This is a genomic window from Burkholderia sp. HI2500, assembly GCF_002223055.1.
In the GTDB taxonomy this organism is placed as follows: Bacteria; Pseudomonadota; Gammaproteobacteria; order Burkholderiales; family Burkholderiaceae; genus Burkholderia.
This window is the reverse complement of record NZ_NKFL01000004.1, coordinates 1,241,611-1,266,920: the sequence shown is the minus strand read 5'-3', so window position 1 is coordinate 1,266,920 and position 25,310 is coordinate 1,241,611. Positions and strand designations below refer to the sequence as shown.

Here is a 25,310-nt window from a genome sequence, read left to right as displayed (position 1 = left end):
CATCAACATAGAGGTGTCCGTCAGACAGTTCTATATTGACGGCGGCGGGTCATTCTATCACCCGCCTGTGTCGCCAAATGACCGGAATGCCGCCGGCAGGCATGGCGGAGCCCGGTTTGCGATGCGTCGCAAAAAAGTGTTGACACGAATAATTGGGGCGCTATAATTTCGCTTCTTTGCAGCAAGCAGCTACTGCAAAACGTGCCCAGGTGGCGGAATTGGTAGACGCACTAGGTTCAGGTCCTAGCGGTGGCAACATCGTGGAGGTTCGAGTCCTCTCCTGGGCACCATCTGTTTTATGAAAAGGTCGGCTTCTAGCCGGCCTTTTTTCATTTCAAGCCCAGGAAGCACTGCGCCGGGGTCGCGCATGTGCTGCCGAGTTCTCTCCTCGGCAGCCTCGGTTTTAAAAAAGCAAAAAGGCCGGCATCGTGCCGGCCACCTCCCCTTCGTTTCCGAGCCTTGCGCGCGCCCATCGCGGCCCGCCCGGCATCGTCGCGAATCAGCACCAAAGTGGTGCGCGCGCGGTGGATCGAAATCCGCCTCGCGCCACGTCACCATCAGAGCATGCGCTTCAGCACGTCGTTCTTCGACACGAAATGATGCTTGAGTGCCGCCCCCGCGTGTACCACCACCACGAATGCCAGCGTATAGCAGCCGAACTTGTGAAGTTCGAACCAGTGCTCGGTCACCGGCCCCGCGCTATACGGCGTCTTCACGTAAAGCAGGCCAAACAGCCAGTAACCGTCCGGCACCATCACGAACCCGCTGAACAGCACGAAGGCGACCAGCGCGTAAATCAGCGAGTGCACCAGGTGCGCGATCGATTGCTGCTGACGCGGAATCGACGCGACGTCAGGCGGCGTGCGGCGGAAGAACGACCACACGTAGCGCAGCGGAAACAGCACGATCAGACAGCTCGCGAGCGACATGTTCAGGGTCGACACGAAACGCCAGAGATCCGGCTGCGTGATGAAGTGCAGCGAAATTCCAGCCACCATCGTGTACAGGATCACGGCCGCGAAAATCCAGTGCAGCGCGCGGGAAAAGCGGTCGTATCGACCGCTGGATAATGTTTCGTTCTGCAAATCTGTTTGGGAAGCCACCTGCATGATTCATCCTTTATCGGTTGCGAAGACATGGTTGCCATGGATATGTGGATGAAATTATCGAGGCGGAAACCCGTGTTGATAACCATTCTCAAGGATTTCAAAATACCCGGCGCAGCGTCAGCGCATCTCGATCAGGAACGTCATCACACCGTCGCCCGACCCCGCCGTCACGCGCTCGCCGTACTGGTAGTACTGCGCGGTATACGGCAACGTGGTTGCCCCGACCGTCGCGTCGCCGAGGCTGTGCCAGGTGTTCAACGTGACCGGCGCATCGTTTTTCAGCACGCGAATGCCGACACCCAGCGCGGCGTCATCGCCGAGCAGCTTCAGCACGTCGGTCGTGCCCGGCACCGTCTCGCCGAGCAGCTGGATCGACAGCGGTGTCGGCCGTGCCTCGCCGAACGGGCTGCAGGTCAGGTCGATCGCGAATTCGCGTGACGCCTGGGTCGAGCCCGGACCGTCGAAGGCCGACGCGGGCACGGCGCCGAGCGGCACGACGAGATGCTTCGAAGCCGTATTGACGGTGCACGCGACGCCCCGCACGTAACTGCTCGTAATGTGCTTGCGCACCACGTAATGGCCCGGATCGCCGCTCACGGGCGACGCCTCGACGATAAACGCCTGGCCCAGCAGGAAGCCGGGCGTCACCGGCCCGATCTTGACGAGCTCCATGTCGATCACGAACTCGCGCGCCGAGCCGTCCCCCGGATGCGTCCCGAGCACGCCTTCCGTCTTGCTGCCGAGATCCTCGCCGTCGCGCACCATCCGCAGCGCAAGGCCGGGGAGATTGGTTGCCCACAGGTTCATGCCCGGCGCGGGGCCGAACTCGCTCGAGTAATTCAAGGTCCGCGCCAGCGGCTCGCCCTGGCCGTTCGGCGCACAGGTGAGAGTCAGCGTGAACCGGATCGACCGGACGACGCCGCCGACCTCGACGCCGTCGGCCGCGATCGAACCGAACTCGATCGGATTGAAATCTTCGGGGAGGCTCAGGCACGCGGCAAACGCGGGCGCCGTGCAGAGCGTCAGCGCGACGAACGCCGCCCAGCGGCGCAGGCATGCGGCAAATCGGGAAATCATGGGTTTCATGAACGGGGGGAAGTGGGTGAAGAAGCGTCGGCCCGCAGCGCCGGATGCGTGCGCGAGCAGACGACCTCGAGTTCGGGGAAATTGCTGTGCGGCGTCGACTCGCCCATGTTGTACGACAGCGCGCAGCGCTCGTCCGGGCGCGCGCCCCATCGCACGAACAGGTCGCCGGCCCGGCCGACGCCGGTGACGAAGCCCTGCCCGTTCGGGCCGACCATGCCGACCTCCTTGCCGGCCGTCGTCAGCACGGCGGCACCGAACGGCACCGGCTGGCCCGCGTCGTCGGTCATGTCGAGCATCAGGCGCCCCGCCTCGACCTCGAACGGCGCCAGCACGACCGCGCCGTGCGTCGGCACGACGTGCACGATCGCGTTGCGGATCTCGAGCTGACGATCGAGTTCCGCCGTGCGCAACGCGATGCGGTTCTGCCGGTACGGCGTGACGCTCGGCACGACCGCATAGCCCGCGCGGTCGGTACGCACGCCGGCATGCGCGATCACGCCGACGTCGGCCGCACCCTCGCTACGCACCAGAGCGACGGTTTCGCCGAGCGGCTGCGACAGCGTGACGCCGCCGCCGTGCACGACCATCCCGCCCGCCGCGCTGACCGAGGTCTGCGAGCCGCTGCGCGTCTGGTTGTGGGTGGCCCCGAACTGGCCGGCCGTCGCACGGTAGTTCAGGTTCACCGCACCGCCCAGGCCGTGAGCCGTGCGATCGGCGTCGACGCCATAGCTCAGGCGATCGTCGTCGAACAACGTGCCGAACACGCCCGCGCGCTGCTCGGTGCCCGCGGTACCGGCGATCAGCGTCGCACTGCCGTACGCGTGCGGTGTCGTCGTGCGCCCGCCGCCGAACGGAATCGACAGGTTCAGCGACACCTGCCGGCTGCGCTCGCCGCGCGCGCGCTGCTCGGCGCTCAGGCTCACGTTGTAGGACACGCGCGACACGCTGCCCGAATAGCCGAGCTGGAGCAGCCGGTCCTCGCCCGCACCGTCGCGGTAGGCGCGCCGGCTCGCGCTGACGTACAGCGAGCCCGCGCGCCCCAGGCTCTGCGACACGCTCAGCTCACTGCGGCTGCGCTTGCCCGCGCGGCCGGCCCACGTGTCGACCGACGTCGCGTAGCGCACCACGACGTCGGACAGGCTGCGATAGCCGCCCGAGTACTGGTGATGCGCGGCGCGCAGTTCCGTGCCGGTCGACGCGAACGCCTTCGCGTACATCGCGCGCACTGCGCTGCCCGCGCCCGCCTGCCCCGCCTGGTCCCGATAACGGGCGTGCGTCACGTCCACCGACAGTGCACCGATCCGCGCCAGGTTGCGCGCGGCGCCGGCCGCCAGCGCCGCGTATCCGTTCGCGAACGTCGCGCCGCCGTAGATCGTCGTCTCGCCAGGCAAGCCGTAAGCGGCGCTCGCCGACGTGAACCACTGCGATTGGGCGGAATCGGCACGCAAGCGCCCCGCGGCCGCGCGATACGACCAGGCATTCTGGCGCAGCAGGGTCGGAATGCTCGCCGACGGCTGGATGAAGCTGCGCTTCTGGCCATCCGCCTCGACGATCGTCACCTCGAGGTCCGCATGCGCCGCAATCGCGTACAGATCGTCGATCTCGAACGGCCCCGGCGGCACGTAGCTGCTGTAGATCAGATAGCCGTTCTGGCGAATCTCGACCTTCGCATGGCTTTGCGCGATGCCGCGTACGACCGGCGCGTAGCCGCGCTGGCTGTCCGGTTGCATCGTGTCGTCGGACGCGAGCTGCACGCCGCGGAACGCCACGCTGTCGAACACGTTGTCGGACGTGAAGTTCTCGCCGAACGTGACGCGGCTGCGCCAGCCGGGAATGTCGCGCTCGAGATAGGTATTCATGAATTGCGTCTGCAGCCCCGACGCGTTGTGGTTCACCATCGCGCTGCTGCGCAGGCGCCACGCGCCGAGGTTCAGGCCCGCGCGCACGCTGCCGTACGCTTCCGTCGCGTGGCCCGACGGCCCGTCGTAACGCCGCTGCGCGGCGTTGAAGCGATAGTCGAAGCGCAGTGCATTGATGCCTTCGTCCCAGCGCGACGGATCGACCGAGCCGCGCGGCACGCGCTTCATCTTCGCCTGCGGGACCGTCAGCGCCAGCGTCTGACGATCCGGATCCACCGTGACCGTTGCGTCCGGCATCGCATCACGCGGATCGACGCACGCAAGCGTAGCGCCGGGCGCATCTGCGACATCTGCGGCATCTGCGGCATCTGCGGCATCTGCGGCATCCACCTCGGCGACGCGCGGATAGGCCGCGAGGTTCACGCCGAACCCGTCGAGCTGGGCGGCGCTCAGGCAGGGCCGCACCGCATTGCCTTGCTCGTCGCGTGGATCGCGCTCGAAGCGGATGTCGTGCATGCCCGACGCTTCGCCATTGACCGACACCTCGACCGGGTGCACGCCGGGCAGCAATACGTTCGCTTCGGCGAACACGTCGAGATCCACGTCCGCCTGCGGGTTGCCGAACGCGAGGAACGCGGGATTGAATGCCGTGTTCGCGTGCGCGTGCGCCCCCGCGGTCGGCAATCCGAACGCGAAGGTCGAAGCGAGCGCGAGCACGCATCGGCGCAGCGGGTCAAGGCATCGTGTCATGAATGGGGGAACGGCGCGCGCCGGATGAGCGCACGCCGCATGAAGTCAAAAAAATGGAAAGTCGGAAAAGCGGATCGCGGAGTGGCCGCTGGCCGGCCCCGCGACCGCGTTGCGTCAAACGGCGCCGGTCGGCACCTTCATCGTGACGGACGGCGTCACCGCGCCGTAGTCGTTGATCGTGCTGAACCGCAGCGTGACGGGCTGCGTCGGCACCGCGTGGATGTAGCGCAGCTTGTAGGTCGCCGCCTGCAGCGGCGGCACCATCTCGAGATCGACGTCCTCGATCGTGCCGGCATCGATGCCGATCTTCGAGAAGGTGACGTGATAAGGCGTCGGATTGTTCACCGTCAGCAGCACACCGTCGCCCGACGGCGCGATGCGCCAGGTCAGCGCCGCCGGCGCATCGGCCGACGAGCCGGTCAGGCCCTGCGGCCGATAGAACGCCTTGATCCGCGTCTGGATCGCGATCTGCAGCACGTTGTCCTGCTTCGGCGTGGCCGGAATCTCCTTCACGTTCAGCCACATCAGCGACTCGCGATCGGACGGCAGCCCGTGCTTGACGGGCATCACGCGCAGCAGGTTTTCCTTGCCGGGATCGAGCCGCGACAGCGGCGGCGTGACGAAGAACGGTGCCTTCGCGCCGCCCTTCGTCGATCCGCCGTCAATCCAGGCCTGCACGACGTAAGGCTGGCTGTCCGCATTCTTCACGGGCACGACGGCTTCGCGCCGGTCCTCCTGCAGGATCATGCGCGTCGCGCCCACCACCACGCCCGCCAGCGCGCCGTGGGTCATGCACAGCCCGAGCACGCAGGCCAGCGTACGTTGTCCGAATTGAATCGTCATCGGTCGATCCCGTCTGCTTAGCGGTAGTGCAGCGTGAACGACGCCGTGCCGTTCGCCTCGCCCGCCTCGGTCTGGTTGGACGTCGAGACGTAGTTCGCGGCGAAGTTCAGCACGTTGCTGCCCGGCGTCAGCTTGAGCGTGTCGGTCTCGGTGTTGATGCCGATCTGCTTGCCGCCTTCGTCCATCAACTGGATGCCGACGCCTTTCGCATCGTCCTGCGCGCCGGTGCCGATCGCGAGCAGCGTCGGATCGTCGTCGTTCGACGTGCCCTCGAACTGCGCGCGCACGCCGCTCAGCTGGTCGTTGCACTCGCTCAGCGCGATCTGGAACGGCACGCGGCGACTTTCCTGGCCGGCGGTGGCGAGCTGGTCGATACCGATCGCGCCGAGCGGCACCTGAATATTGCTGTTGTCGATCTTGCAGGTCGTCGCGACGATCTTGCCGTGGAAGTTGATCGTGCCATCCGCGGCGAGTGCGGACGTCGAACCGAATGCGGCCAGGAGCGCGGCCAACAGGAGGGATTTCTGGGTCTTTTTCATCGAGTATCTGGGTAGAGAATTGAGGATTTCCGCTGCCGGTCCCTGACAGCGGAACAACGAACCCGTCGAGTTCGCAGGCATTATTCCGATCCGGCCATCGCCACCCAACAAACTTAAGAAAATTCTCAACGCGTGCCGCCTGGACGGATGAATCGCAATGCAATGCGATGCCGGCGACGACGCTGCCCAGCCATTACGGGCGCACCTGTCGACGTAGAGGACAGCACCCGGAAAATACGAAAGGAATCCTCACCATCTGGCGAAAGATGCACCGTGCAGCGATATGGCCATCGACACGGATGGTGCGCGCAAACGCGCCCGAGGCCGGCACGACCGAGCGTACCGCTCGCGGCGGCGATGACGAACGACGGGGGGAACGGGATGTGACCGGAGCGCGGCGAGACGGGCTGCCGTGCCTCGCGAAAGCCTCAGGATAGCCTCGCGCAGGCGCGTCGATTCAATGCCGAACGGCGGCTGAAGCGGCGTGCCGCGACAGCCTTGCCGGAACGGGAATACGGATGGGGACTGGAAGGATCGGCGATACCGATCCTGTGGTCAGCCGGCGCGCGTCGCCGCGGCCGGCCGCTTGCTCAGGTCAACTCGAGCCGATACCCGTAGTTGTAGATCGTCGTGATCGCGAGCCCGTTCTTCGGCCGCAACCCGAGGCTCGTACGCAACTTGCTGACATAGGTGGCCAGCGTCGCATCGTACTTCCGGTCCACCACGCCCCAGATACGCTTGATCATCATGTCCTTCGACACGATCCGCCCGACGCTCTCGAACAGCATCAGCGCGAGATCGAACTCGCGCTGCGACAGCTCGACCGGCACGCCGTCGACGGTCGCGGCATGCGAGCTCGTGTCGAGCACGAACTTGCCGACCTCGACGACCTTCGCGCGCTGCGTCTCCGGATAGTACTTGCGCGCCTGCGCATTGACGCGCGCGACGAGTTCGCGCTCCCGCAACGGCTTGATCAGATAGTCGTCTGCACCGGTGTTCAGACCGAACACGATGTCGTTCTCGCCGTCGTGCTGCGTCATCATGATGATCGGCAGCGTGTCGGCAAACGATTCGCGCGCCCAGCGCATCACCTCGATCCCCGACTTGCCGGGCACGTCCCAGTCGAGCAGCAGCACGTCGACGCGCTGCGTGCGCACCAGCTCGATGAAGCTGTCGCCGTCGTGACGCACCTCCGTGTCGTAGCCGGCCTTGTTGAGCCAGCCGGCCACGACGCCCGCCTGCGTCACCATGTCTTCGAGTATTGCGACAATCATGTTCGATCCAGTCTCAAGATGCCACCCCGTCCTCGGGCCCGTTCGCCACTCCGTCGGCCGGAGCGGGCGGCAAGTAAACAAAAGCCCATTCGCCATAGGCGTCGCTGTCGCCGAACGTATCGTACCGCGCGGGGAAGCCCTGGCGCTTCAGCGGCTGCCCCGGCGCCTCGCTGAACACGCCCATGATGCCGCCGTCCGGCGCCTTCACGAGCCCCCACTGCGTCGACCCGGTCAGCGGATCGGCGTACAGACGCCGCAAGTGACGCTGCGTCGGCAGCGCGCGGCGGTCCTCGAGCAATACGTCGAGCGACTCCGGATAGCGGCTGCCACCCGCCGCATTGTAGTAGCTTGCGATCGCCGCGCGATACTGGTCGCCGACAAACAGCAACTGCGCCTCGCGATCGCGCTGCTGCACCGTCTGCCAGATGCGCGCGGCCTGCGTCATGCCGAGCCCCAGCGCCGCGACGAGCATCAGCACGCCGAGATACGCGATGCCGCGCTGCCCGCGCGGGCCGCGGCATCGGCCGCCACGCCGCCGGTTACCATGTCCCATATGCGCTCCCGTCGAGCGCACGCCCTTTCGCGCCGCTCTTCACGTCCGCGACGCCGCCCCGGTCGCCGGCCTGCGGTTGCCAGGAGCCGCGCTTGCCCGTGACCGGGTCGAGCGGGATCTCGCGCAGATAGCGCTTGTCGACCAGCACCTCGAGCGTGTCGGGATCGCGGCCGTGATCCGCCCGATAGTCGTCGATCGACTGGCGCAGCGTGTTCAGGTTGTGGCGCAGCACCGTTTCCTTCGCGCGATCGCTCTGCTTCAGGTAGCCGGGGGCGACGAACGCGGTGAGCGACGCGATGATCGCCATCACGACGAGCAGTTCGATCAGCGTGAAGCCCGCGGTGCGGCGTGCACGCTTACCACTGGTTGTACGGGACGCCATTGAGGCTCTCCTTGCGGTTGGTCGAGCGAATGTCGAACACGTCCTCGCCGGACGAGAACGCATCGGGGTCGCTCGCATAGCTGCGCGTTTCCCAGGTGTCCTCCGGCGCCTTGCCCTCGCATTCGCACATCGGATCGGCGGGGAGCTTGCGCAGGAAGTACAGTCTCGCGCCGTCCGGCGATTTCTTGTCCTCGACGCCGTCGACGAGCGCGTGCAGGTCGGGCGGATAGCCGCTCGCGTCGACACTGCGCTCGATGCGCCCGTCATCGGCCGCCGCCTTGTACGCGTCGAGCGCCGAGCGGATCACCACCAGCGCACGGCGCAGTTCGGCCTCGTCCGAGCGGCGCTTGACCAGGTCGGTCAGCGGCAGCGAGACGGTCGCGAGCAACGCGAGCAGCGTCAACGCCACCAGCAGTTCGATCAGCGTGAAACCGCGCGCGCGCGCACGTCGACGGATGCTCATGCGAAGCCCCGTGCACGCGACAGCAGGACCGGCGCGTCGGCATACCGCACCGGCGCCGGTTCGCGCTCGCCCGTCAAACGCACGACGAGCGCGTGGAGCGAGCCGATCAGCGAGCGTACCGCGGCGGTGATGCGATGCTCACCACGTGCCTGCGACTCGGCGAGCGCCGCGCGCGGCGCGGCGGCATCGGCCACGGTCACCGGCGCAACGGCGCGCACGACGGCGGGCGATTGCACCGCCTGCGGAGACGCGTCGACGTCACCCTGCGCGGCGACGACTTCCGCACGCGGGCCGGCAGCCGGTGCCGCCGCAGCGACGGCGCGTGTGATCTCGCCGCGCGGCGCGGCCGCACGGCTCGGTGCGACCGATGCGACCTGGGCCGCTACGGTCTTGATCGCCGCAGCCGGTTGCCGCCCGGCATCCGCACGCGTACGCATCATCCCGGTACCGCGCGCGCCCTGCTCGGCCTGAGCGGGTGCCTGCGGCTCGGCGTCGGCGTTGGCCGGTTCGGCGCTCGCATCGTTGGCTGCGGGCGTCGACGGCTCGATCGGCGCGTTCAGGTCCGGGCCGTCCGACGACGTCATCCGCGCCGGCACGGCGCGTGCCGACTCGAGCGTCAGCGCCTCGGTGGTCACGCGCGACTCGGTACCCGACAGGAAGGTCGTCACCGCCGACGTCGGCAGGTCGAGATTGCGTTCGATATGCGGCGTGATCAGCAGCACGATCTCCGAACGCTCGCTGCTGCGGCCGTTCGAGCCGAACAGCCGGCCGAGCACCGGCAGGCCCGACATGCCCGGCAGCCCCGCGATGCTTTCACTTTCATTGCGCTTCACCAGGCCGGCCAGGATCTGCGTTTCGCCGTTTTTCGCGGTCATCAGCGTCTCCGCGTTGCGCGTCCCGAGCGAATAGGCGACGAGCCCGGTCTTCGTGGTTTCCTTCGACAGGATGCTGCTGACCTCCATGTTCACCTTGACGCTCACCTCCTCGTTCAGGCTGATGCGCGGCTCGACCTTCAGCATCAGGCCCACGTCCTGGTAGCTGACCGATTCGGTGACGACGCCGTTCGCATTGGTGGTCGTGACGATCGGCACACGCTCGCCGATCTTGATGTTCGCCTTCTCCATGTTGCGCACACGGATCTTCGGATTCGCGATCGTCTTGGTCTTGCCCTGCTTCTGCAACATGTCGATCGCGAGCGCGAGCCCGCCCGATTCGCTCGACACGCCGACGCGATCGCGATTCAGGCGCAGCAGGTCGCCGAGCGTCAGTGCACCGCCCTCCACGCTGCCCAGCGCGTTGAACTGGACCTTGCCGGGATATTGCACGCCCAGATCGAGGCTGTCGTTCATGTTGACCTCCAGCACCTGCACGTCGAGCGTGACTTCCGATTGCGGGATATCGAGGCCCATCACGACGCGCTCCGCGACCTGGATCGTCTCCGGCGTGTCGCGCATGACGACCGCGTTCACGCGCTCGTCCACGTAGACGTCCTTCGGCTTGATCATCTGGCGCAGCGCGGCCATCACCGACTTCGCGTCCGCGTGCGACAGGAAGAACGTGCGAATCGCGAACTCCGTGTAGTTGCGCGCCTTGTCCGGCTGCGACGGGTAGACGAGCAGCGTGTGCTTGTCGAGCACCTTCTTCTCGAGCTGGTTGGTGCGCAGCAGCAGGTTGATCGCGTCCTCGGCGGTCGTGCGCTCCGCGAACAGCGTCGCGGGCTGGCTGGTATCCACGTCGCGGTCGAACACGAAGTTCACGCCGGACACGCGCGAAATCACGTCGAAGATGTTCATCAGCGGCTGCTGCTTGAAGTTGAGCGACACCGGCTTGCGCAGCGCGTCGGCCAGTTGCGGGCGCACCGTGCGACCGGCCTGCGATTGATTCAGCAGCGTATCGCGCAGGCGCTTCGCGTCCGCATGGTTCGGCTGCTCGGCGAGAATTCGCCGCACGATCTCGAGCGCTTCCTGCGGCTTCTCGCCGCCGATGCGCTGCGCGCGCGCGAGGTCGACCGACATCTGCTGGCGGCGCTTGACCTGCTCGAGCGACTGGCTGGCCTTGAAGTTGCCCGGCTCCTCGCGCAGCACGTTGTTCAGGTGGTCGATCGCGGCGGCATGGTTGCCCTGCGCGACCTGGCGGTCGGCTGCCTTCAGCTCGGCGCGCACATACTCCTGCCGGCTGCCCTCGACGGCGGTGGTAAGGGCGATGTCGTCGGGCGCGGCCTGCTTCTGCTGCTGCAGCGTGCTGAGGCGCTCGGCGGGTGTCGTGGCGGCGGCAGGCGCGGCGTTGAATGGGGTACTCGCGCATCCTGTCAGCGCGAGCGCCGAGATCAGGAGCAAAAGACTGAGTTTACGTTTCATGATGATGTTCGGAACAGGTTCAAATCGGGGTTCATGGAGTCGGGACGGGCGGCGACAGCTCGATATCGCTGCCGCCACGGGTCACGATCACCGCGCCCTGTTTGCCCAGTTTCTTCAGCCGGTAGCCTTCGGCGATCTCGCCGCCCGGCAGCACCGAGTCACGCACGCCGCAACGCGATTCGCACAGCAGGAAAGTCTTGCCCGCGCCGTCCAGCACGACGATGCGATGACCGTTCTCGCGCCACTCGCCGGCAATGTCGAACGGCGCCGACGCAACCGGTGGCGCGTCGATCGGCGTGTCGAGCGGCGGCATGTCGGATTCGGGCGCCGCGTCGGGCGGCGGCTCGGCGTCGGTCGCCGTCTCCGCGCCAAGCGATGCCCAGCTCTGCGCGGGAAAAAGGTCGACGACCGGCGCCAGCTCGTGCGTCTCATTCGCCGCGCTGCCGCCGGCGACGCACGCGGCAGCCAGCGCGAGCGCGGCCGCGATCGGGATCAGGGGCGCGCGCATCATGCATCCGGCCCCAGCAGGCTGACCCGCAGGTCGGCGATCACGTTGGGACTGTCGATCCGCTCACGCTCGACCGACAGTCCCTCGATGCGTACCATCGGCTGCTGCGTAATCTCGCGGATCGCTTCGCGCAACCCGACATAGCTGCCGGACAGCGCGACGTTGATCGTGAGCCGGCGCAGCTTGCCCTGCACCTCGACTTCGCGGCGATAGGTCGCGTGCTTGCGCTCCATACCGTGCTGGGTCAGGATCTGGACGATCGAGTACGCCTGCTCGGTGCTGCGCAGTTGCTGCACCTGCTGCAGCGTCATGCCGCCGTTACCGGCCTTCTGGCCCGGTTTCGGCAGCGCGGCCAGCGCCTTCGTCCGCGCGTCGCGATCGGCCTCGAGCTGCTCGGCGCCCGGCTGCAGGTAGCACGCGTGCACGCCGATCAGCGCCACGACGAGCCCCCCTGCCACCAGCCCCGGCACGCCCAGCTTGCGGGACGCCGCATAGGCGCCCCAGCGCAGCCGCTCGGCGAGCGCGGTCATGTCGATTGATTTCAGGTTCGTCATGGGTGTTCGATGTTCAGGCTGAAATAGAAAATGTTCTTGCCGTCCTCGGCTTTCGTCCGGTGCTGCAGCAGGCGGACCTTGCGGTCGGGGTGACGGTCCTTCAGGCGGTCGACGAACATGTAGATGTGCGACAGATGCGCGGCACCGCCTTCGAGGCGCGCTTCCTGTCCGGCCTTGTCGACCGTCAGCAGCTTCAGCGCGATCTGCGGCGTCCACGCCTGCTCGATCCAGTCGACCACCGCCGGTCCCGCGCCGGTTGCACTCGTGCGCTGCTGGTCGAGCACGCGCGCGATGCGGCGCTCCTCCGCCGTCATGTTCTTCTGCCGGCGCTGCTCGCGCTCGATCGCGCGCTGGCGCTGGTCGATGCGGCTTTCGATACTGTCGACCTCGTCGCGCAACCGCTCGACGTTGGACCACTCGCTCGCGACGAACGCGCCGGTCAGCAGCGCGCAGCACAGCGCGACGGCCGCCCACGGCGTGACACGCGTGCGAGGCGCCGCGAAATCCAGTTCGTTCAGGCGCTTCATGCCGGCTCCTCCTGCGTGAGCACGGCCTGGTCCATGTCGTCGTCGAGCAACGTGACACCGTCGGCGGCCGCGCTCGGCAGCGTGCCGTCGAGCGCGCTCGCGAAGGCCGCGCCGGCGAGCGGCTGTCCGGCCATCAACGCCGCGGCCGCGAACCAGTCGTCGAGACGGCTGCCCCCCGCGCGCGGCAGCGTGACCACGTCGGCCCACTCGCCCGCACGCCGGAACACGCACGTGACGACGCGCGGCTGCAGCAACGCATAGCGGTAGTCGTCGCCGCCCAGGTGCTTCGCATGCGTGGCGAGCGCCACCGACAGCGCGTCGCGCACGCTGACGAGCCGCCAGCCGGCTGCGCGGCACGTCTCGTCGAGCGACACGAGCAACGTGTCGCAAGCCGCCACCGCGAGTTGCGCGCGGCCGCGCCGCCCGCCTTCGAGGCGAATCCGCAGCGCGCCGCGCTGCGCACGGGCGGCGAACAGCGCGCGCGCATAACCGTCCCACGCGGCGTCCGACACCAGCCCGTCCTGCCAGGGCAGCACGACGCCATGCGTCCACGGATGCCCCGCGACGACGTGCACGCGGTTCAGCATCGGCAGGCGCGCCTTCGGCAGGTCGCCGAGCACCCGCGCCAGCGCTTCGGCGGGCGCGCCGTCGTGCGCGACGACGATCCGCGGCTCGCCGGCGCGCCGTGCGCGCCAGTCGTCGCTCGTCCATACGCGCAGCCGGTCGGCGTCGAGCACCGCGAACACGTTATTCCACGGCGATCGCACGCTGCACCTCCTGAAACGTCGTCAGTCGCGCGCGAATCGCGGCGAGGCCCGCATCGCGCATCGACTGGTAGTCCGCGTTGTTCGCGAGCGCCTGCGCGCGCTTCTCGATCGAACGCTCGAGCAACGCAGCCTTCATCGCCGCGTCGAGCGTCAGCACTTCGGCGAGGCCGATCCGGCCGTGATAACCGGTGCCCCGGCAGGTTTCGCAACCCTCGCCGGGCGTGACCACGTGCTTCAGGTCGTCGAGCGACGCCCCCGCCAGATCGGCACCATCGGCCGCCGCGCCGCCGCAGCTTTCGCAAATGCGCCGCACCAGCCGCTGCGACACGACGCCGTTCAGCGCCTCGAGAAACGTCGACGGCTCGACGCCCATGTAGATGAAGCGGTCGATCACGCTGAAGCCGTCGTTCGCGTGCACCGTCGACAGCACGCGGTGACCGGTGAGCGCCGATTGCACCGCGATCGACGCGGTCTCCTCGTCGCGGATCTCGCCGACCATCACCGTGTCCGGATCGTGCCGCAGGATCGCGCGCAGCCCGCGAGCGAAGGTGAGCCCCTTGCGCTCGTTGACGGGAATCTGCAGCACGCCCTTCAGTTCGTATTCGACCGGGTCCTCGATCGTGATGATCTTGTCGTCGCCGGTGTTGACTTCCGACAGCACCGCATACAGCGTCGTCGACTTGCCGCTGCCGGTCGGCCCCGTCACGAGCATCAGCCCGTACGGCCGGTGCGCGAGCGCGCGCACGCGCCGGGCCGTCTGCGCGTCGAAGCCGAGCACGTCGAGGCTCACGCTGTCGCCGCGCTGCGACTTGTCGAGCACGCGCATCACCGCGTTCTCGCCATAGGTGCCGGGAATGATGGACACGCGGAAATCGATCTCGCGGCCCTGCATCACGACCTTGAAACGGCCGTCCTGCGGCACGCGCTTTTCCGCGATGTCGAGCGCGGCCAGCACCTTGAGACGCGACAGCGTCTGCGCGGCCGTCTCGAGCCCCGGGATGTGACGGATCGACTGCAACACACCGTCGATCCGGTAGCGAATCGCCAGGCCGTCGGGTACCGCTTCGAGGTGGATGTCGCTCGCGCGGCTCTGCAGCGCGTCGTAGAGGGTTGTATTGACGAGCCGGATGATCGGGCTTTCGTCCTTCGCGATGCTCGCGAGCGAGATCGACTCGATCGCCTGCGCGAGCGAATCGCCCTGCGCATCGATGGTCACGTCGTCCATCAGACGCTCGTTCGACTCGACGTCGCCGAGCAGCCGCTCGACCTCGCCCGGCACGCTCATCGCCATCTGCACCGGCTGCGCACCGAAGCGCGCGAGCAGTTCGTCGCGCACCTGGCGCGCGAACGGATCGGCCAGGACGACGCAGGCCGCGCCGTCGCGCTCGATCGGCAGCACGCGCCAGGTCAGCGCATCGTGCAGCGGCAGCAGGTCGAAGCGCGTCGGCGCCGCCTGCAGCGTCTGCGCGTCGACCGCGTCGACGCCGAGGCAGGCCGCCACTTCGGCCAGCACCGATGCGTCGCCGCTCAGCAGGCCGTCGACGTATTGCGCGAAGCCAACGCCGGATGCCTCCGATTCCGACTGCCAGCGTTGAGCGATGTGTTCCGTTTTCATTCAGTTTTCTCCTGTTGGTCAGCGAGTTCGCGAGAGCCGGGTCGGCCCGGATCGCTATCCGACGCTGCCGGCCAATTCGAAGATCGGCATGTAGAGCAGCAGGACCACCGCGCCCACCGTCGCGCCCACCGCCAGCATCAGCACCGGTTCGAAGACCTTGCTGAGCATCTCGATCGCGCGGTCGAGCGCGCCGTCATGAAACTGCGCGATGTGTTCGCACATCCCGCCCAGGTCGCCGCTCTGTTCGCCGACGCGCAACAGCCGTTCGGCAACCGACGTCGTCAGCGCATGCGCGGCGAGCACGGCGGCGACCGGACGCCCTGCGCGCATTTCGGTGAGGGCCGCCGCCAGCCGCCCGCGGAAATGCTCGGGCAACACCTTGCCGGACAGCTCCAGCGCGACGATCACCGGCGTGCCGCCCGCGATCAGCAGGCCGACGGTCCGGTAGAACCGCGTGAGCGCGAACAGCGCGCAGATGTCGCGCACTTTCGGCGCGCGCCACATCAGCCGCTGCGCGGCGCGCTTGACGGCCGCCGAGCGCACCGCCAGCCCCATGCCCACGAACGACGCCACGACCGCCAGCCCGACCGCCATGCCGTTCTCGCGCAGCAGGGTTGCCCACCAGAGCATCGCCTGCGCGGTCGCCGGCAGCGTGGCCAGCGACTCGAACACCACCGCGAAGCGCGGAATCACGAAGAACGCCATGAACAGCAGGATCGCGATACCCACGCCGATCACGACGACCGGATAGATCAGCGCGCCGGTGACGCGCTTGCGAACCTGTTCGATTCGCACTTCGTACTGTTGGTAGCGCTTCAGCACGACCGGCAACTGGCCGCTGCCCTCCGACGATTCGATCGTCGCGACGAGCAGCGGCGGAAAGATCGCCGGTTGCTGCGCCAGCGCCTTCGACAACGGCTGCCCTTCGACCATCACCGCGAGAATCCGGTCGATCACGTGTTTCGCGTCCTTGCCCGAATCCGCCTTGTCGCGCAGCGCTTCGAGCGCCTCGATCAGCACGAGGCCCGCATCGAGCAGCGTCGACAACTCCTGCAGGAACAGCGTCAGCGCAAACTTCGGCGCCGCGCGGCGGCGCCCGAAGCCCGCCTCGCGCCGGATCTCGACCACGACCCAGCCCTGTGCCGAGAGCCGCGCGCGCACCTCCGTCTCGCTCGCCCCTTCGGCCGTCTGCTGCGAGACCTTGCCGTCGGCAAGCACCCGTACCCGAAACGTGTTCATCGCGACGTCCTCCGCCATTCGTCGAGTTTCGCGAGGCTCGCTTCACGATCGCTCGTCAGCACCCGGTATTCCTTCCAGACCTTGGTCGCGTAGGCCTTGCGGGCCGGCTCGCGTTTCGGCGAAGACCCGGCGTTGTACGCACCGACCGCGTTCCAGGTATAGCCGTGCCGATCGATGAAATCGGCGAGAATCGATGCGCCGGTGGCAATCGACGTGCACGGCTCGTCGATCAGCCGCTTGTGCGTCACGCCGACCTTGACCAGACGCGGCAGATGCGTGCTGTTGATCTGCATGAGCCCGATGTCGTAGGTGCCGTTCCGGTTCCAGTTCATCGCGCGCGGATTCATCGACGATTCCACTTTCGCGATCGCGACGAGCAGCAGCGGATCGATGCCATGCTGCTCGCCTGCCCAGGTCCAGCAATCCCTGGCAGCGACGCTGGAGGTGCCGGCGGCGAACAGCGCCACCGCGGCCACCCAGCGACGCAGGCCCTTACATGCCGTAGACGAGGTCTGCATCGAGACCACTCCCGCCAACCCGACCGTCGCGCCCGAGCGATACGATCTCCGCTTCGCCGTCGCGGCCCGGCACGTTCCACTGGTACACGCGGCCCCAGCCGTCCTTCGGCACGGCCTTCGCGAGATACGGGCCGTTCCAGCCGTCGGTGCCCTGCGGCGCCGCGACCAGTGCGTCGAGCCCTTCGTCAGCCGTCGGATAGCGGCCCATGTCGAGCCGGAATTGCGAGACCGCGTCGCCCAGCGTCTTCATCTGCGCTTCCGTCGACTTGACCTTCGCCTTGTCGACCTGCGAGAAGAGCTTCGGTCCGACATAGCCGGCCAGCAGCGCAATGATCAGCAGCACGACCAGCAGCTCCAGCAGGGTGAAGCCCTTCTGGCCCCGTCGTTTTGTCCATTTCAGATAGTTCGGTTTCACGTCGTATGCCCTCGGTAGAGATCCCGGCGCGGCATCGCGGCCGGAGGCCGTCGTATCGCAGACGGCAGGTGAATCGCGCTTTCGCTGATGCGTATTCGATTGAAGGAAAGCGCCGATCGATGACGTCATTTTCCCGGGGGGCGCCCTGCGCCACCACCTTCCTCAACGAAATATCAATAAGGTTTTCAAGGTGCGGGGCGGTACGCGCCGACACCAAAAGAAAAGCCGCACGCATTGCTGCGTGCGGCTCGTCTCAACGCCCTTTCAGGTCGTTACTTGGCGCAGGCGCCCAGGTCCTTCCACACCTTGCCGGTGTGGTCCGCACCCGTCGAGGCCGGGCTGCCCGGAACCTCGTTCTGCGTCCACCAGCGCGCCTCGTACGTGCGGCCGCTGTGCTGCACCTTCGCGCCGCCCGTGTAAGCCGAGCCCTGCTTCCATTCGGCCTGGCATTGCGCGCCTTCACCGCCGCCCGCATCGCCGGTCAGCTTGAACGTGGTGGTTTCCTGCTTCAGCGTGCCGCCTTCGATCTGCGACGTCGCCACGGCCGTGTGCTGACCGGCCTTCGCGTTCGCGATGTCGACGCTCACGTCGCCCTGCATGCGCATCGTCGACGACTTCGAGCCGACCAGCGAGTTCGACGCGTCGTAGACCTTCACGGTGACGTTGGTGTCCTTCGTGTGATTGAACTTCAGGAAGAACTTCGCGGTCGCCTTGCCGTTCTGGATCTTGAACTCGCCGTTGTTCGAGATGCTGAAGCCTTCGTCGATCCCACCTTCCGGCTGGTGATCGATCGTCGTCTCGGTGCGCACGATGCCGCTGCCCTTCTTCGAGAACACGTCGTTCTTGCCGAGCGACGGCTCGATGCGGCCCTCGCGCTCGACGCCGGCCATCAGGTTCGCCGACTGCACGCGGTTGATCTCCTTCGCGAGCAGCATCGGCCACATGTTGCGCTCGCCCTGCTGCGCGGAGCCGATCGTCACCGTGGTCTTCATCGACGGCACTTCGCCGCTCGACTTGAACACGCGGTTCGTGACCTTGTCGCCGGCCTTCAGGTCCATGATCGGCGCGATGCTGCCGACGTTCGACCACGAGGGCTTGCCCGGATCGGTCGCGCCGCCGTCGTCGGTGATGTTCAGGTCGGCAACGTTGTAGAACATGCCGGCCGTATCGCCGACGTGCCACGTCGTCAGCATCACGTGATGGCCCTTCTTGTCCGCCGGAATCGTACAGTTGTGCGGGCCGATCTCGTCGGCTTTCTTCATCCCGCCGTCGACCGTGCAGAACGGGTTCAGGTCGAACTGGTCGCGCGTGAGCTTCGCGTTCGGATTCCAGCCCTGCTTCGTCAGGTAGTACTTGAATTCCTTCGTCACGTGCGCCGCGGTGAACGTCCACTTGAACTTCTGCGGGCCCGGCTTGATGCTGGTCTGCTTCCAGCGATCGACCGACTGCTCGTTGAGTTCGCTGAACTGCGTCACGCCGCCGCTCGCGATCTCGCCATCCGGCGCGCCGGCTGCCGGGAAGCCTTGCTTGCCTTCGACGCTTTGCGGTTCATAGGTGACCGAGCCGCAGTTGAAGTTTTCGATCTTCCCCGACTTCGCGCTGCACAGCAGGCCGCGCGACGGCGGCTCGGACAGGTAGCCATGCGCGAATGCGGCCTGGGCGAAGAACATCGACGCGCAGGCAACGAGCGGCGACAGGGTAAAGAGGGTCTTTTTCGCAGTTCGGGTTCTCATCTGATTTCGTTTGGTTGAAAGTTGGTCAGGGTTGGCTTCGTTCGACGGATCGCGTTCGAACGTCCGGAATGGCGTGACGCATGTTCTGCTGACGAAACGCTGAGTGAAGTATCGGCAAGCGTCTTTCAATCGAGAATCTTCCTCAACGATCTCTAAACGATTCCCTGCCGGGTCATCCGCAGTCCTGACATAGGCATGTCCCGCGTTGACCGGCCCGCGTTTAGATTGCATTGAGATTCGTTGCCGCCCCGCCATCCACGAAGAAAAATGCGCTGGCATTCGCGACACTTTTTTCAACACCAGGATGGATGGCTATCAAATTGAATTCGAAGAAACCGACTCTTGATCTCGTGGTTCGACGCCGCTCGCTGCGCCGCACGCACATCGCCTATGCGGCACTCGCCGCGGCCAGCGCACTCAGCTTTGCCAACGCCGCATTCGCCGCACCCGGCAAACCCAGCCTCAAACAGTACGAAATCACCTCGCAGCCGCACGGCTTCGTCGAAATCGACATGCAGAAGGCAGGCGTCGCGCCGTACAAGGACATCGTCAAGCTGAACAAGAAGGTCGACGTACCGCTGCCGTTCGACATCTGGAGTAACGGCACCGCGGTGAAGGCGGTCGCGCTGGTCGACGGCGTCGTCGACCCCGCGTCCGAGGTGAAGATGACGCCCGGCGGCACGCAGAGCGGCCAGGTGGTCGCGAACGTGAAGACGCCCGGCGTGAAGAAGATGCAGGTGCGCGTGATCGACGCGAACGGCGCGGTGACCGACAGCGCACCGCTCGACGTGGTCGTGTTCGACACGATTCCCGAGCTCGCCGACGATCTGCCGAACAACGCGAGCAAGAACCACAAGCCGTACGCGAACACGTCCGGCTCGGTAGTCGGCACGTACTTCGCGACCTGGTCGATCTACGACCGCAAGTTCAACGTCGACAACGTGCCGGTCGAGAACCTCACGCACATGCTGTACGGCTTCATCCCGATCTGCGGCGGTGCGGACGTCAACGCCTCGCTCGCGAAGGACCTGCCGGGCTCGTTCAACACGCTTCAGCAGAGCTGCAAGGGCCTGCCCGACTTCAGCGTCGCGATCCACGACACCTACGGTGAAATGGCCAAGGCATTGCCGGGCCAGACCGCGAACTCGAAGCTCAAGGGCGTGCTCGGCCAGATGATGGCCGCGAAGAAACGCAACCCGAACATGAAGATCCTGCCGTCGATCGGCGGCTGGACGCTGTCCGATCCGTTCTTCAAGTTGCATGACCCGGCGAAGCGCAAGGTGTTCGTCGACTCGACCGAGCAGCTGCTGCGCACGTGGAAGTTCTTCGACGGCGTCGACATCGACTGGGAATTCCCCGGCGGCAAGGGCGTGAACCCGTCGCTCGGCGATCCGGTGAAGGACGGCCCGCTGTACGTGACGCTGATGAAGGAACTGCGGCAGATGCTCGACAAGCTGTCGCAGGAAACCGGCAAGACGTACGAACTGACGTCGGCGATCGGCGCGGGCAAGGACAAGATCGACGTGGTGAACTACAAGGAAGCCACGAAGTACATGGACTACATCTTCGACATGACGTACGACTTCTACGGTGCGTTCAGTCTGAAGGATCTCGGCCACCAGACCGCGCTGTACGCACCGGGCTGGAAGCCGGACACGGCATACACGACGCACAATTCGATCAAGGCGCTGCTCGCGCAGGGCGTCGATCCGAAGAAGCTCGTGGTCGGCGCGGCGGCCTATGCCCGCGGCTGGACCGGCGTGCACGGCTATGCCGACGGCAATCCGTTCACCGGCACGGCGACAGGTGCGCACAAGGGTCAGTGGGAACCGGGCATCCTCGACTACAAGAAGCTCAAGGCGGAGATGATCGGGCCGAACAACGCCGGCATCAACGGCTACGAGTATCACTACGACCAGACGGCCGAAGCACCGTACGTGTTCAACAAGAGCACCGGCGAACTCCTCACCTTCGACGACGAGCGCTCCATCCTCGCGAAGGGCGACTACGTGCGTGCGCACCAGTTGGGTGGCCTGTTCTCGTGGGAAATCGACGCGGACAACGGCGACATCCTGAATGCGATGCACAAGGGTCTCGGCCACGGCAACGAAGGCGGCGGTGGCGCGGAAAACCATCCGCCGGTCGCGAACGCCGGTGCCGACATGACGATCACCGGGCCGGCGACGGCGACGCTCGACGCGTCGAAGTCGCGCGATCCGGACGGCGACAAGCTGACCTACCAGTGGGAACAGGTCGCCGGCACGCCGCTGCAGCTCGCCAACGCGACGAGCGCGAAGGCAAGCGTCGACATTCCGTCGGTCAAGCAGGACACGAAGTACACGTTCCGCGTGACGGTCACCGATCCGGCCGGCCTGAAGGACAGCGCGCAAGTCGTCGTGACCGCCAAGGCCGACACGGCAGTGGAACCGCCGCCGGCGGAAAACCGCCCGCCGGTCGCGCAACTCGGCGGCCCGGCGACGGCTCAGGCCGGCCAGGCTGTCGTGCTGTCGGCCGAGAAATCGACCGACCCGGACGGCGACAAGCTGAGCTTCAAGTGGAACGTCCCGACCGGCATCCAGGCGACGCCGGCCGGCGCGAAGCTGAACTTCAATGCGCCCACGCTCGCGAAGGACCAGTCTTTCACGTTCTCGGTCACGGTCAGCGACGGCAAGCTGTCGAGCACCGCGAAGCACACCGTCCTCGTGAAGGCCAAGGATGCGGGCGGCGGTAACGGCGGCGAAGGCGGCGGCAACGGTGGCAACGGTGGCGGCGAAGGCGGCAAGCACCCGGCGTACAAGGCCGGTACGCAGTACAACGCCGGCGACATCGTGTCGAACCTCGGCAAGCTTTACCAGTGCAAGCCGTTCCCGAACAGCGGCTGGTGCTCGGGCGCGCCGACGGCGTATGAGCCGGGCAAGGGCTTCGCGTGGAACGACGCGTGGACGCTCTACGGCAACGACGGCGGCAGCGGCGGCGGTAACGGCGGCGAAGGCGGTGGTGGCGAAAGCGGCGGTGGTAACGGTGGTAACGGTGGCAACGGCGGCGGCGAAGGTGGCGGCAGCGGTGGCAACCACCCGCAGTACAAGGAAGGCACGAAGTACAACGCGGGCGACATCGTTTCCAATAACGGCAAGCTGTTCCGTTGCAAGCCGTTCCCGTACACCAACTGGTGCTCGATGGCAGCCTGGGCGTACGAGCCGGGCAAGGGCACCGCGTGGGACCAGGCGTGGGATGAACACAAGGAGTAATGCCCGGTCCGGCCGGCGGCGCCAGCGCGGCGCCCCGGTCAATCCGAACCCGCGTCTTCCGACGCACAACGGCTGATGCCGATATCGCCCTCGCCTCGCGCGAGGGCGTTTTCGTTTGGGTTTCGGTTGGCGGATGGGCATCCGCAACGCTGCGGACGGTTGTGAAGGTGCGGCCGATGCGCAAGGAATGCGCGGATCGCAAACGCCACCGCCAGGATCGACGTCGCCCCGATGTCATCGCGTCATGTCGATGGCGTCCTCGACCTTTCCGCTGCTTCGCGTCCGAGGTCGCGCCGCGCCTGCGGGATCGAAGTCCGGCTTGACGGCAGGTCCGCGTCGGAAGACGACACGCGGCCCCCGCGCCTTCGTCTCTCGTGCCGACGTGGCAGGCCATCGCCGCACCGGCCGCTATCCCGCGGTTCACGGCGACGAGCCTCCATCCGCAAGTCTCGTCAGGTCGGCACCGCTCGGGACGGCGCGATCGTGACGCAGTCCGAAGCGCCGACAGGCGCGCCCGTCTCGTCATCCGCCGTGTCGCGACACGCGCCAGGCCCGAACGAAAAAAAGCCGGGCCCTGTGCGATACAGGGCCCGGCTTTCCATCCATCCGGTTCAATCTCTACCCGACCTCGACGAAGCTGGCGGCCGCACTACCGTTGCGGCCCGGCACGGCTCACGCGTCTTCGAGCGCTTCCGCAGCGGTTCTCGGCAAGCGCACGATGAAGCGGCTGCCCTGCCCCGGCGTCGACGTCACGTCGATCGAGCCGCCATGACGCACGACCACGGCCTTCACGAACGGCAAGCCGAGCCCAACGCCGCGGCTGGCGTCGCGGTGCGAGCCGTCGACCTGAAAGAACGGCTCGAACAGGCGCGGCAGCGCGCCGGCGGGGATGCCGATCCCCTGATCCTGCACCGTCATCGTCACCTGCCGATCGTCGGCAGCGATCCACACGTCGACCACCGTCTCCTCGTCCGAGTACTTGATCGCGTTGTCGAGCAGATTGGTCAGCGCACGCAGCAGCATGTCGCGATTGCCGGACACGAACACGTCGTCGCCCTCGTAATGCGGACCTTCGACGCGGATTCGCTTCGCATTCGCGCTGTGCCACAGATGATCGACCGCTTCCGTCGCCAGATCGTTGGCGGACACGGCCACGTAGGCGCGGGTGTCGAGATGCTCGGCGCGCGACAGCTGCGTGAAATCCTGTGCGACGCGCAGGCTGTAGTCCACCAGCTTGTGCAGGTCCGTCAGGAAATCCTCGTCGGTCGCGCCGTCGGCGCGGTTGCGCTCCTCGAGCAGCGACAGCACGGTCGACAGCGGATTGCGCAGGTCGTGCGCCATGTGTCGCAGCGTCAGCCGGTCGCTTTCGACCGCGGCCTTGATGTTGTGGATATCGACGAAGCAGATCATGCTCGCCGTGGAACGATGCTGCTCGCCGTCGCCGAACGGCGTCACCATCATCATCTGCGTGCGCCCGTTCAGCGTCAGCTCCGCCGAGTGAATCTTGCCGCTCGCCTTCGCGATCCGCACTTCGTCGTGCGCGATCGACAGCACGTGCCGGACGGCCGCGTCGCGGTCACCCTCGGTGTCGAACGTCTCCAGCATCGCGCGGCCGCCCGCATTGCACAGCAGCAGCCGGCCGTGCTGTTCGACGAAGATCGGATACGGCAACGTCTCGATCATGTCGACATAGGCCGTCTGCCAGGCGCGAATCTGCTGCATCGCGATCTCGACTTCGTCCGCGCTCGGCAGCTCGGTATCGGCGCCCGCCGCGTGCGGCAAGCCGGCGAACGCATGCTTGCCGGCCAGCCGGTGCAGCAGCCCATATTCCTTCAGCATGAACGTCCGCAGGCTGCCGGCACGCCGCCAGCCGCAGAACGCGAAAATCAGCGCGCACACGGCAAACTTCGGCCCGAGCGGCATCCAGTACGACCAATGCACCAGCAGCACCAGCGAGACGGAGACGAACGTGGCCATCCACGCGATCGCGAATGCGTACATGCGCCAGCCCGGCACCAGCATGCAGATCAGCAGCATCCCCGTCGCGACCGCGACGCTGACGCCAACCTGGATCGCCGCCGGCTCGCGCCGCAGAATGCGGCCATCGAGCAGCGCCTGCGTCACCAGTGCATCGACCTCGACGCGCCGCAGCCGCCCCCCTTCCGACGTCGACAGGTCGTACACCCCGGAAAGGTCCGACATCGCGTCGCCGATGAAGACGATGCGACCGCGCCACGCCGACTCGGGAATGCGCCCTTTCAGCACGTCGACGTATGAATAGCGATCGAGGTCGAAGCGCGCAGGCAGGAACAGCGCGAGCGAACCGGTCTCGACATGCCCCAGATTCGACACGTGGTCCTGCACCTGGTGACGCACGTCGCCGGCCGGCAGCGACGCGCCCGCCACGCGAATCGCCTCCAGCGCCACGTGCGGCAGTTCCGCCTCCGCGTTGTCCGCGTGAATATAAGGCACGATGCCCTGCACCAGATGGTCGCTGCCCAGCACCACGCTGCGCTGGCCGATGGCCGCGGCCGCGGCACGCAAGCGCGCCTCGGGCAACAGCACGGTGTCGGCACGCGTGGCCTCCTGCGATACGTGGGCAGGCAGCACGACGTGCCCTTGCCGCGCGATCGCGCCCGCCAGCGGCCGATCGCCGGACGCCGCGCTGAACATCGTCATGTCGAGCACGACACTCGCGGCGGCACCCAGCCGATCGAGCACCTGCGCATGGGACGTCCGCGCATAGCTTTCGCCGCTGCCGAGTTCGGCAATGGTCTTCTTGTCGATCGAGATGACGACGACCTCGTCACGATCCCCGTGATCGACGCCGGTCACCACCAGGTTCCAGTACAAACGGTCGAGCGGCGACAGCAACGCCTCGGCGGTCGGCGTGCAGCTGAGCACCGCCAGCAACACCGCGCCGGCCGTGAGCGGCCATACGGCAGGTCGAACGGATGTTGCAATTTTCAAG

At 66.7% G+C, this 25,310-nt stretch carries 21 protein-coding genes and 1 tRNA gene; 2 read left to right on the top strand and 20 right to left on the bottom strand.

From position 1 onward, the window contains the following. Positions 1-203: 203 nt before the first annotated feature. A tRNA-Leu gene (locus CFB45_RS08525) sits at positions 204-290 on the top strand. A gap of 267 nt (positions 291-557) precedes the next feature. On the opposite strand, the gene CFB45_RS08520 is transcribed toward CFB45_RS08525, so the two are convergent. The 19 genes from CFB45_RS08520 to gbpA form a co-directional block, all read right to left on the bottom strand. After that, a complete protein-coding gene (locus CFB45_RS08520; RefSeq protein ID WP_089425262.1) occupies positions 558-1,109 on the bottom strand; it encodes a cytochrome b in 552 nt (183 codons plus the stop codon). Positions 1,110-1,226: 117 nt separating this feature from the next. Further along, positions 1,227-2,186 carry a fimbrial protein gene (locus CFB45_RS08515; RefSeq protein ID WP_144025186.1) on the bottom strand — a complete coding sequence of 320 codons (960 nt, stop codon included), beginning with the start codon at positions 2,184-2,186 and terminating at the stop codon, positions 1,227-1,229. 5 nt (positions 2,187-2,191) lie between these two features. Continuing rightward, the gene (locus CFB45_RS08510) at positions 2,192-4,804 is read right to left on the bottom strand and encodes a fimbria/pilus outer membrane usher protein (RefSeq protein ID WP_089425260.1); all 2,613 of its coding nucleotides are present in this window, start codon (positions 4,802-4,804) and stop codon (positions 2,192-2,194) included. 114 nt (positions 4,805-4,918) lie between these two features. Further along, entirely contained in the window at positions 4,919-5,647 is a 729-nt protein-coding gene (locus tag CFB45_RS08505) for a fimbrial biogenesis chaperone (protein WP_089425259.1), read from the bottom strand. 17 nt (positions 5,648-5,664) lie between these two features. Then, complete coding sequence (locus tag CFB45_RS08500) at positions 5,665-6,186, bottom strand: fimbrial protein (protein WP_174974610.1); 522 nt, start codon at positions 6,184-6,186, stop codon at positions 5,665-5,667. Positions 6,187-6,776: 590 nt separating this feature from the next. Further along, complete coding sequence (locus CFB45_RS08495; protein ID WP_089425257.1) at positions 6,777-7,460, bottom strand: response regulator transcription factor; 684 nt, start codon at positions 7,458-7,460, stop codon at positions 6,777-6,779. Between the two features lie 13 nt (positions 7,461-7,473). Continuing rightward, positions 7,474-8,013 (bottom strand): type II secretion system protein, encoded by a 540-nt coding sequence (locus CFB45_RS08490; protein WP_089425256.1) that lies wholly within the window; start codon positions 8,011-8,013, stop codon positions 7,474-7,476. Beyond that, a complete protein-coding gene (locus tag CFB45_RS08485; RefSeq protein WP_089425255.1) occupies positions 8,000-8,395 on the bottom strand; it encodes a type II secretion system protein in 396 nt (131 codons plus the stop codon). The genes CFB45_RS08490 and CFB45_RS08485 overlap by 14 nt, the downstream gene beginning before the upstream one ends. Then, on the bottom strand, positions 8,370-8,858 hold the full coding sequence (locus CFB45_RS08480) for a type II secretion system protein (protein ID WP_089425254.1): 489 nt from the start codon (positions 8,856-8,858) through the stop codon (positions 8,370-8,372). Before CFB45_RS08480 ends, CFB45_RS08485 begins: the two co-directional genes overlap by 26 nt. Next, positions 8,855-11,215 carry a secretin N-terminal domain-containing protein gene (locus CFB45_RS08475; RefSeq protein ID WP_089425253.1) on the bottom strand — a complete coding sequence of 787 codons (2,361 nt, stop codon included), beginning with the start codon at positions 11,213-11,215 and terminating at the stop codon, positions 8,855-8,857. The genes CFB45_RS08480 and CFB45_RS08475 overlap by 4 nt, the downstream gene beginning before the upstream one ends. Before the next feature lie 31 nt (positions 11,216-11,246). Next, a complete protein-coding gene (locus tag CFB45_RS08470) occupies positions 11,247-11,723 on the bottom strand; it encodes a hypothetical protein (protein WP_256978165.1) in 477 nt (158 codons plus the stop codon). Beyond that, positions 11,723-12,277, bottom strand: coding sequence for a hypothetical protein (locus CFB45_RS08465; RefSeq protein WP_089425251.1), 555 nt, complete (start codon positions 12,275-12,277; stop codon positions 11,723-11,725). Before CFB45_RS08465 ends, CFB45_RS08470 begins: the two co-directional genes overlap by 1 nt. Further along, on the bottom strand, positions 12,274-12,804 hold the full coding sequence (locus CFB45_RS08460; RefSeq protein ID WP_089425250.1) for a hypothetical protein: 531 nt from the start codon (positions 12,802-12,804) through the stop codon (positions 12,274-12,276). Before CFB45_RS08460 ends, CFB45_RS08465 begins: the two co-directional genes overlap by 4 nt. Further along, positions 12,801-13,571 (bottom strand): hypothetical protein, encoded by a 771-nt coding sequence (locus CFB45_RS08455; protein WP_256976583.1) that lies wholly within the window; start codon positions 13,569-13,571, stop codon positions 12,801-12,803. The genes CFB45_RS08460 and CFB45_RS08455 overlap by 4 nt, the downstream gene beginning before the upstream one ends. After that, positions 13,552-15,186 (bottom strand): GspE/PulE family protein, encoded by a 1,635-nt coding sequence (locus tag CFB45_RS08450; RefSeq protein ID WP_089425249.1) that lies wholly within the window; start codon positions 15,184-15,186, stop codon positions 13,552-13,554. Before CFB45_RS08450 ends, CFB45_RS08455 begins: the two co-directional genes overlap by 20 nt. 54 nt (positions 15,187-15,240) lie before the next feature. Next, complete coding sequence (locus tag CFB45_RS08445) at positions 15,241-16,425, bottom strand: type II secretion system F family protein (protein WP_089425907.1); 1,185 nt, start codon at positions 16,423-16,425, stop codon at positions 15,241-15,243. Further along, complete coding sequence (locus CFB45_RS08440; protein WP_089425906.1) at positions 16,422-16,943, bottom strand: lytic transglycosylase domain-containing protein; 522 nt, start codon at positions 16,941-16,943, stop codon at positions 16,422-16,424. The genes CFB45_RS08445 and CFB45_RS08440 overlap by 4 nt, the downstream gene beginning before the upstream one ends. Then, positions 16,918-17,358, bottom strand: a complete 441-nt coding sequence (gspG, locus tag CFB45_RS08435) for a type II secretion system major pseudopilin GspG (protein ID WP_089425248.1) — start codon at positions 17,356-17,358, stop codon at positions 16,918-16,920. The genes CFB45_RS08440 and gspG overlap by 26 nt, the downstream gene beginning before the upstream one ends. A 272-nt stretch (positions 17,359-17,630) precedes the next feature. Next, entirely contained in the window at positions 17,631-19,091 is a 1,461-nt protein-coding gene (gene gbpA / locus CFB45_RS08430) for an N-acetylglucosamine-binding protein GbpA (protein ID WP_089425247.1), read from the bottom strand. Between the two features lie 308 nt (positions 19,092-19,399). Here gbpA and CFB45_RS08425 point away from each other — a divergent pair, with 308 nt between their 5' ends. Next, positions 19,400-22,339, top strand: a complete 2,940-nt coding sequence (locus CFB45_RS08425; RefSeq protein WP_089425246.1) for a glycosyl hydrolase family 18 protein — start codon at positions 19,400-19,402, stop codon at positions 22,337-22,339. Between the two features lie 672 nt (positions 22,340-23,011). On the opposite strand, the gene CFB45_RS08420 is transcribed toward CFB45_RS08425, so the two are convergent. Further along, positions 23,012-25,309, bottom strand: a complete 2,298-nt coding sequence (locus CFB45_RS08420) for a CHASE2 and HATPase_c domain-containing protein (RefSeq protein WP_256978164.1) — start codon at positions 25,307-25,309, stop codon at positions 23,012-23,014. Between the last annotated feature and the right edge of the window lies 1 nt (position 25,310).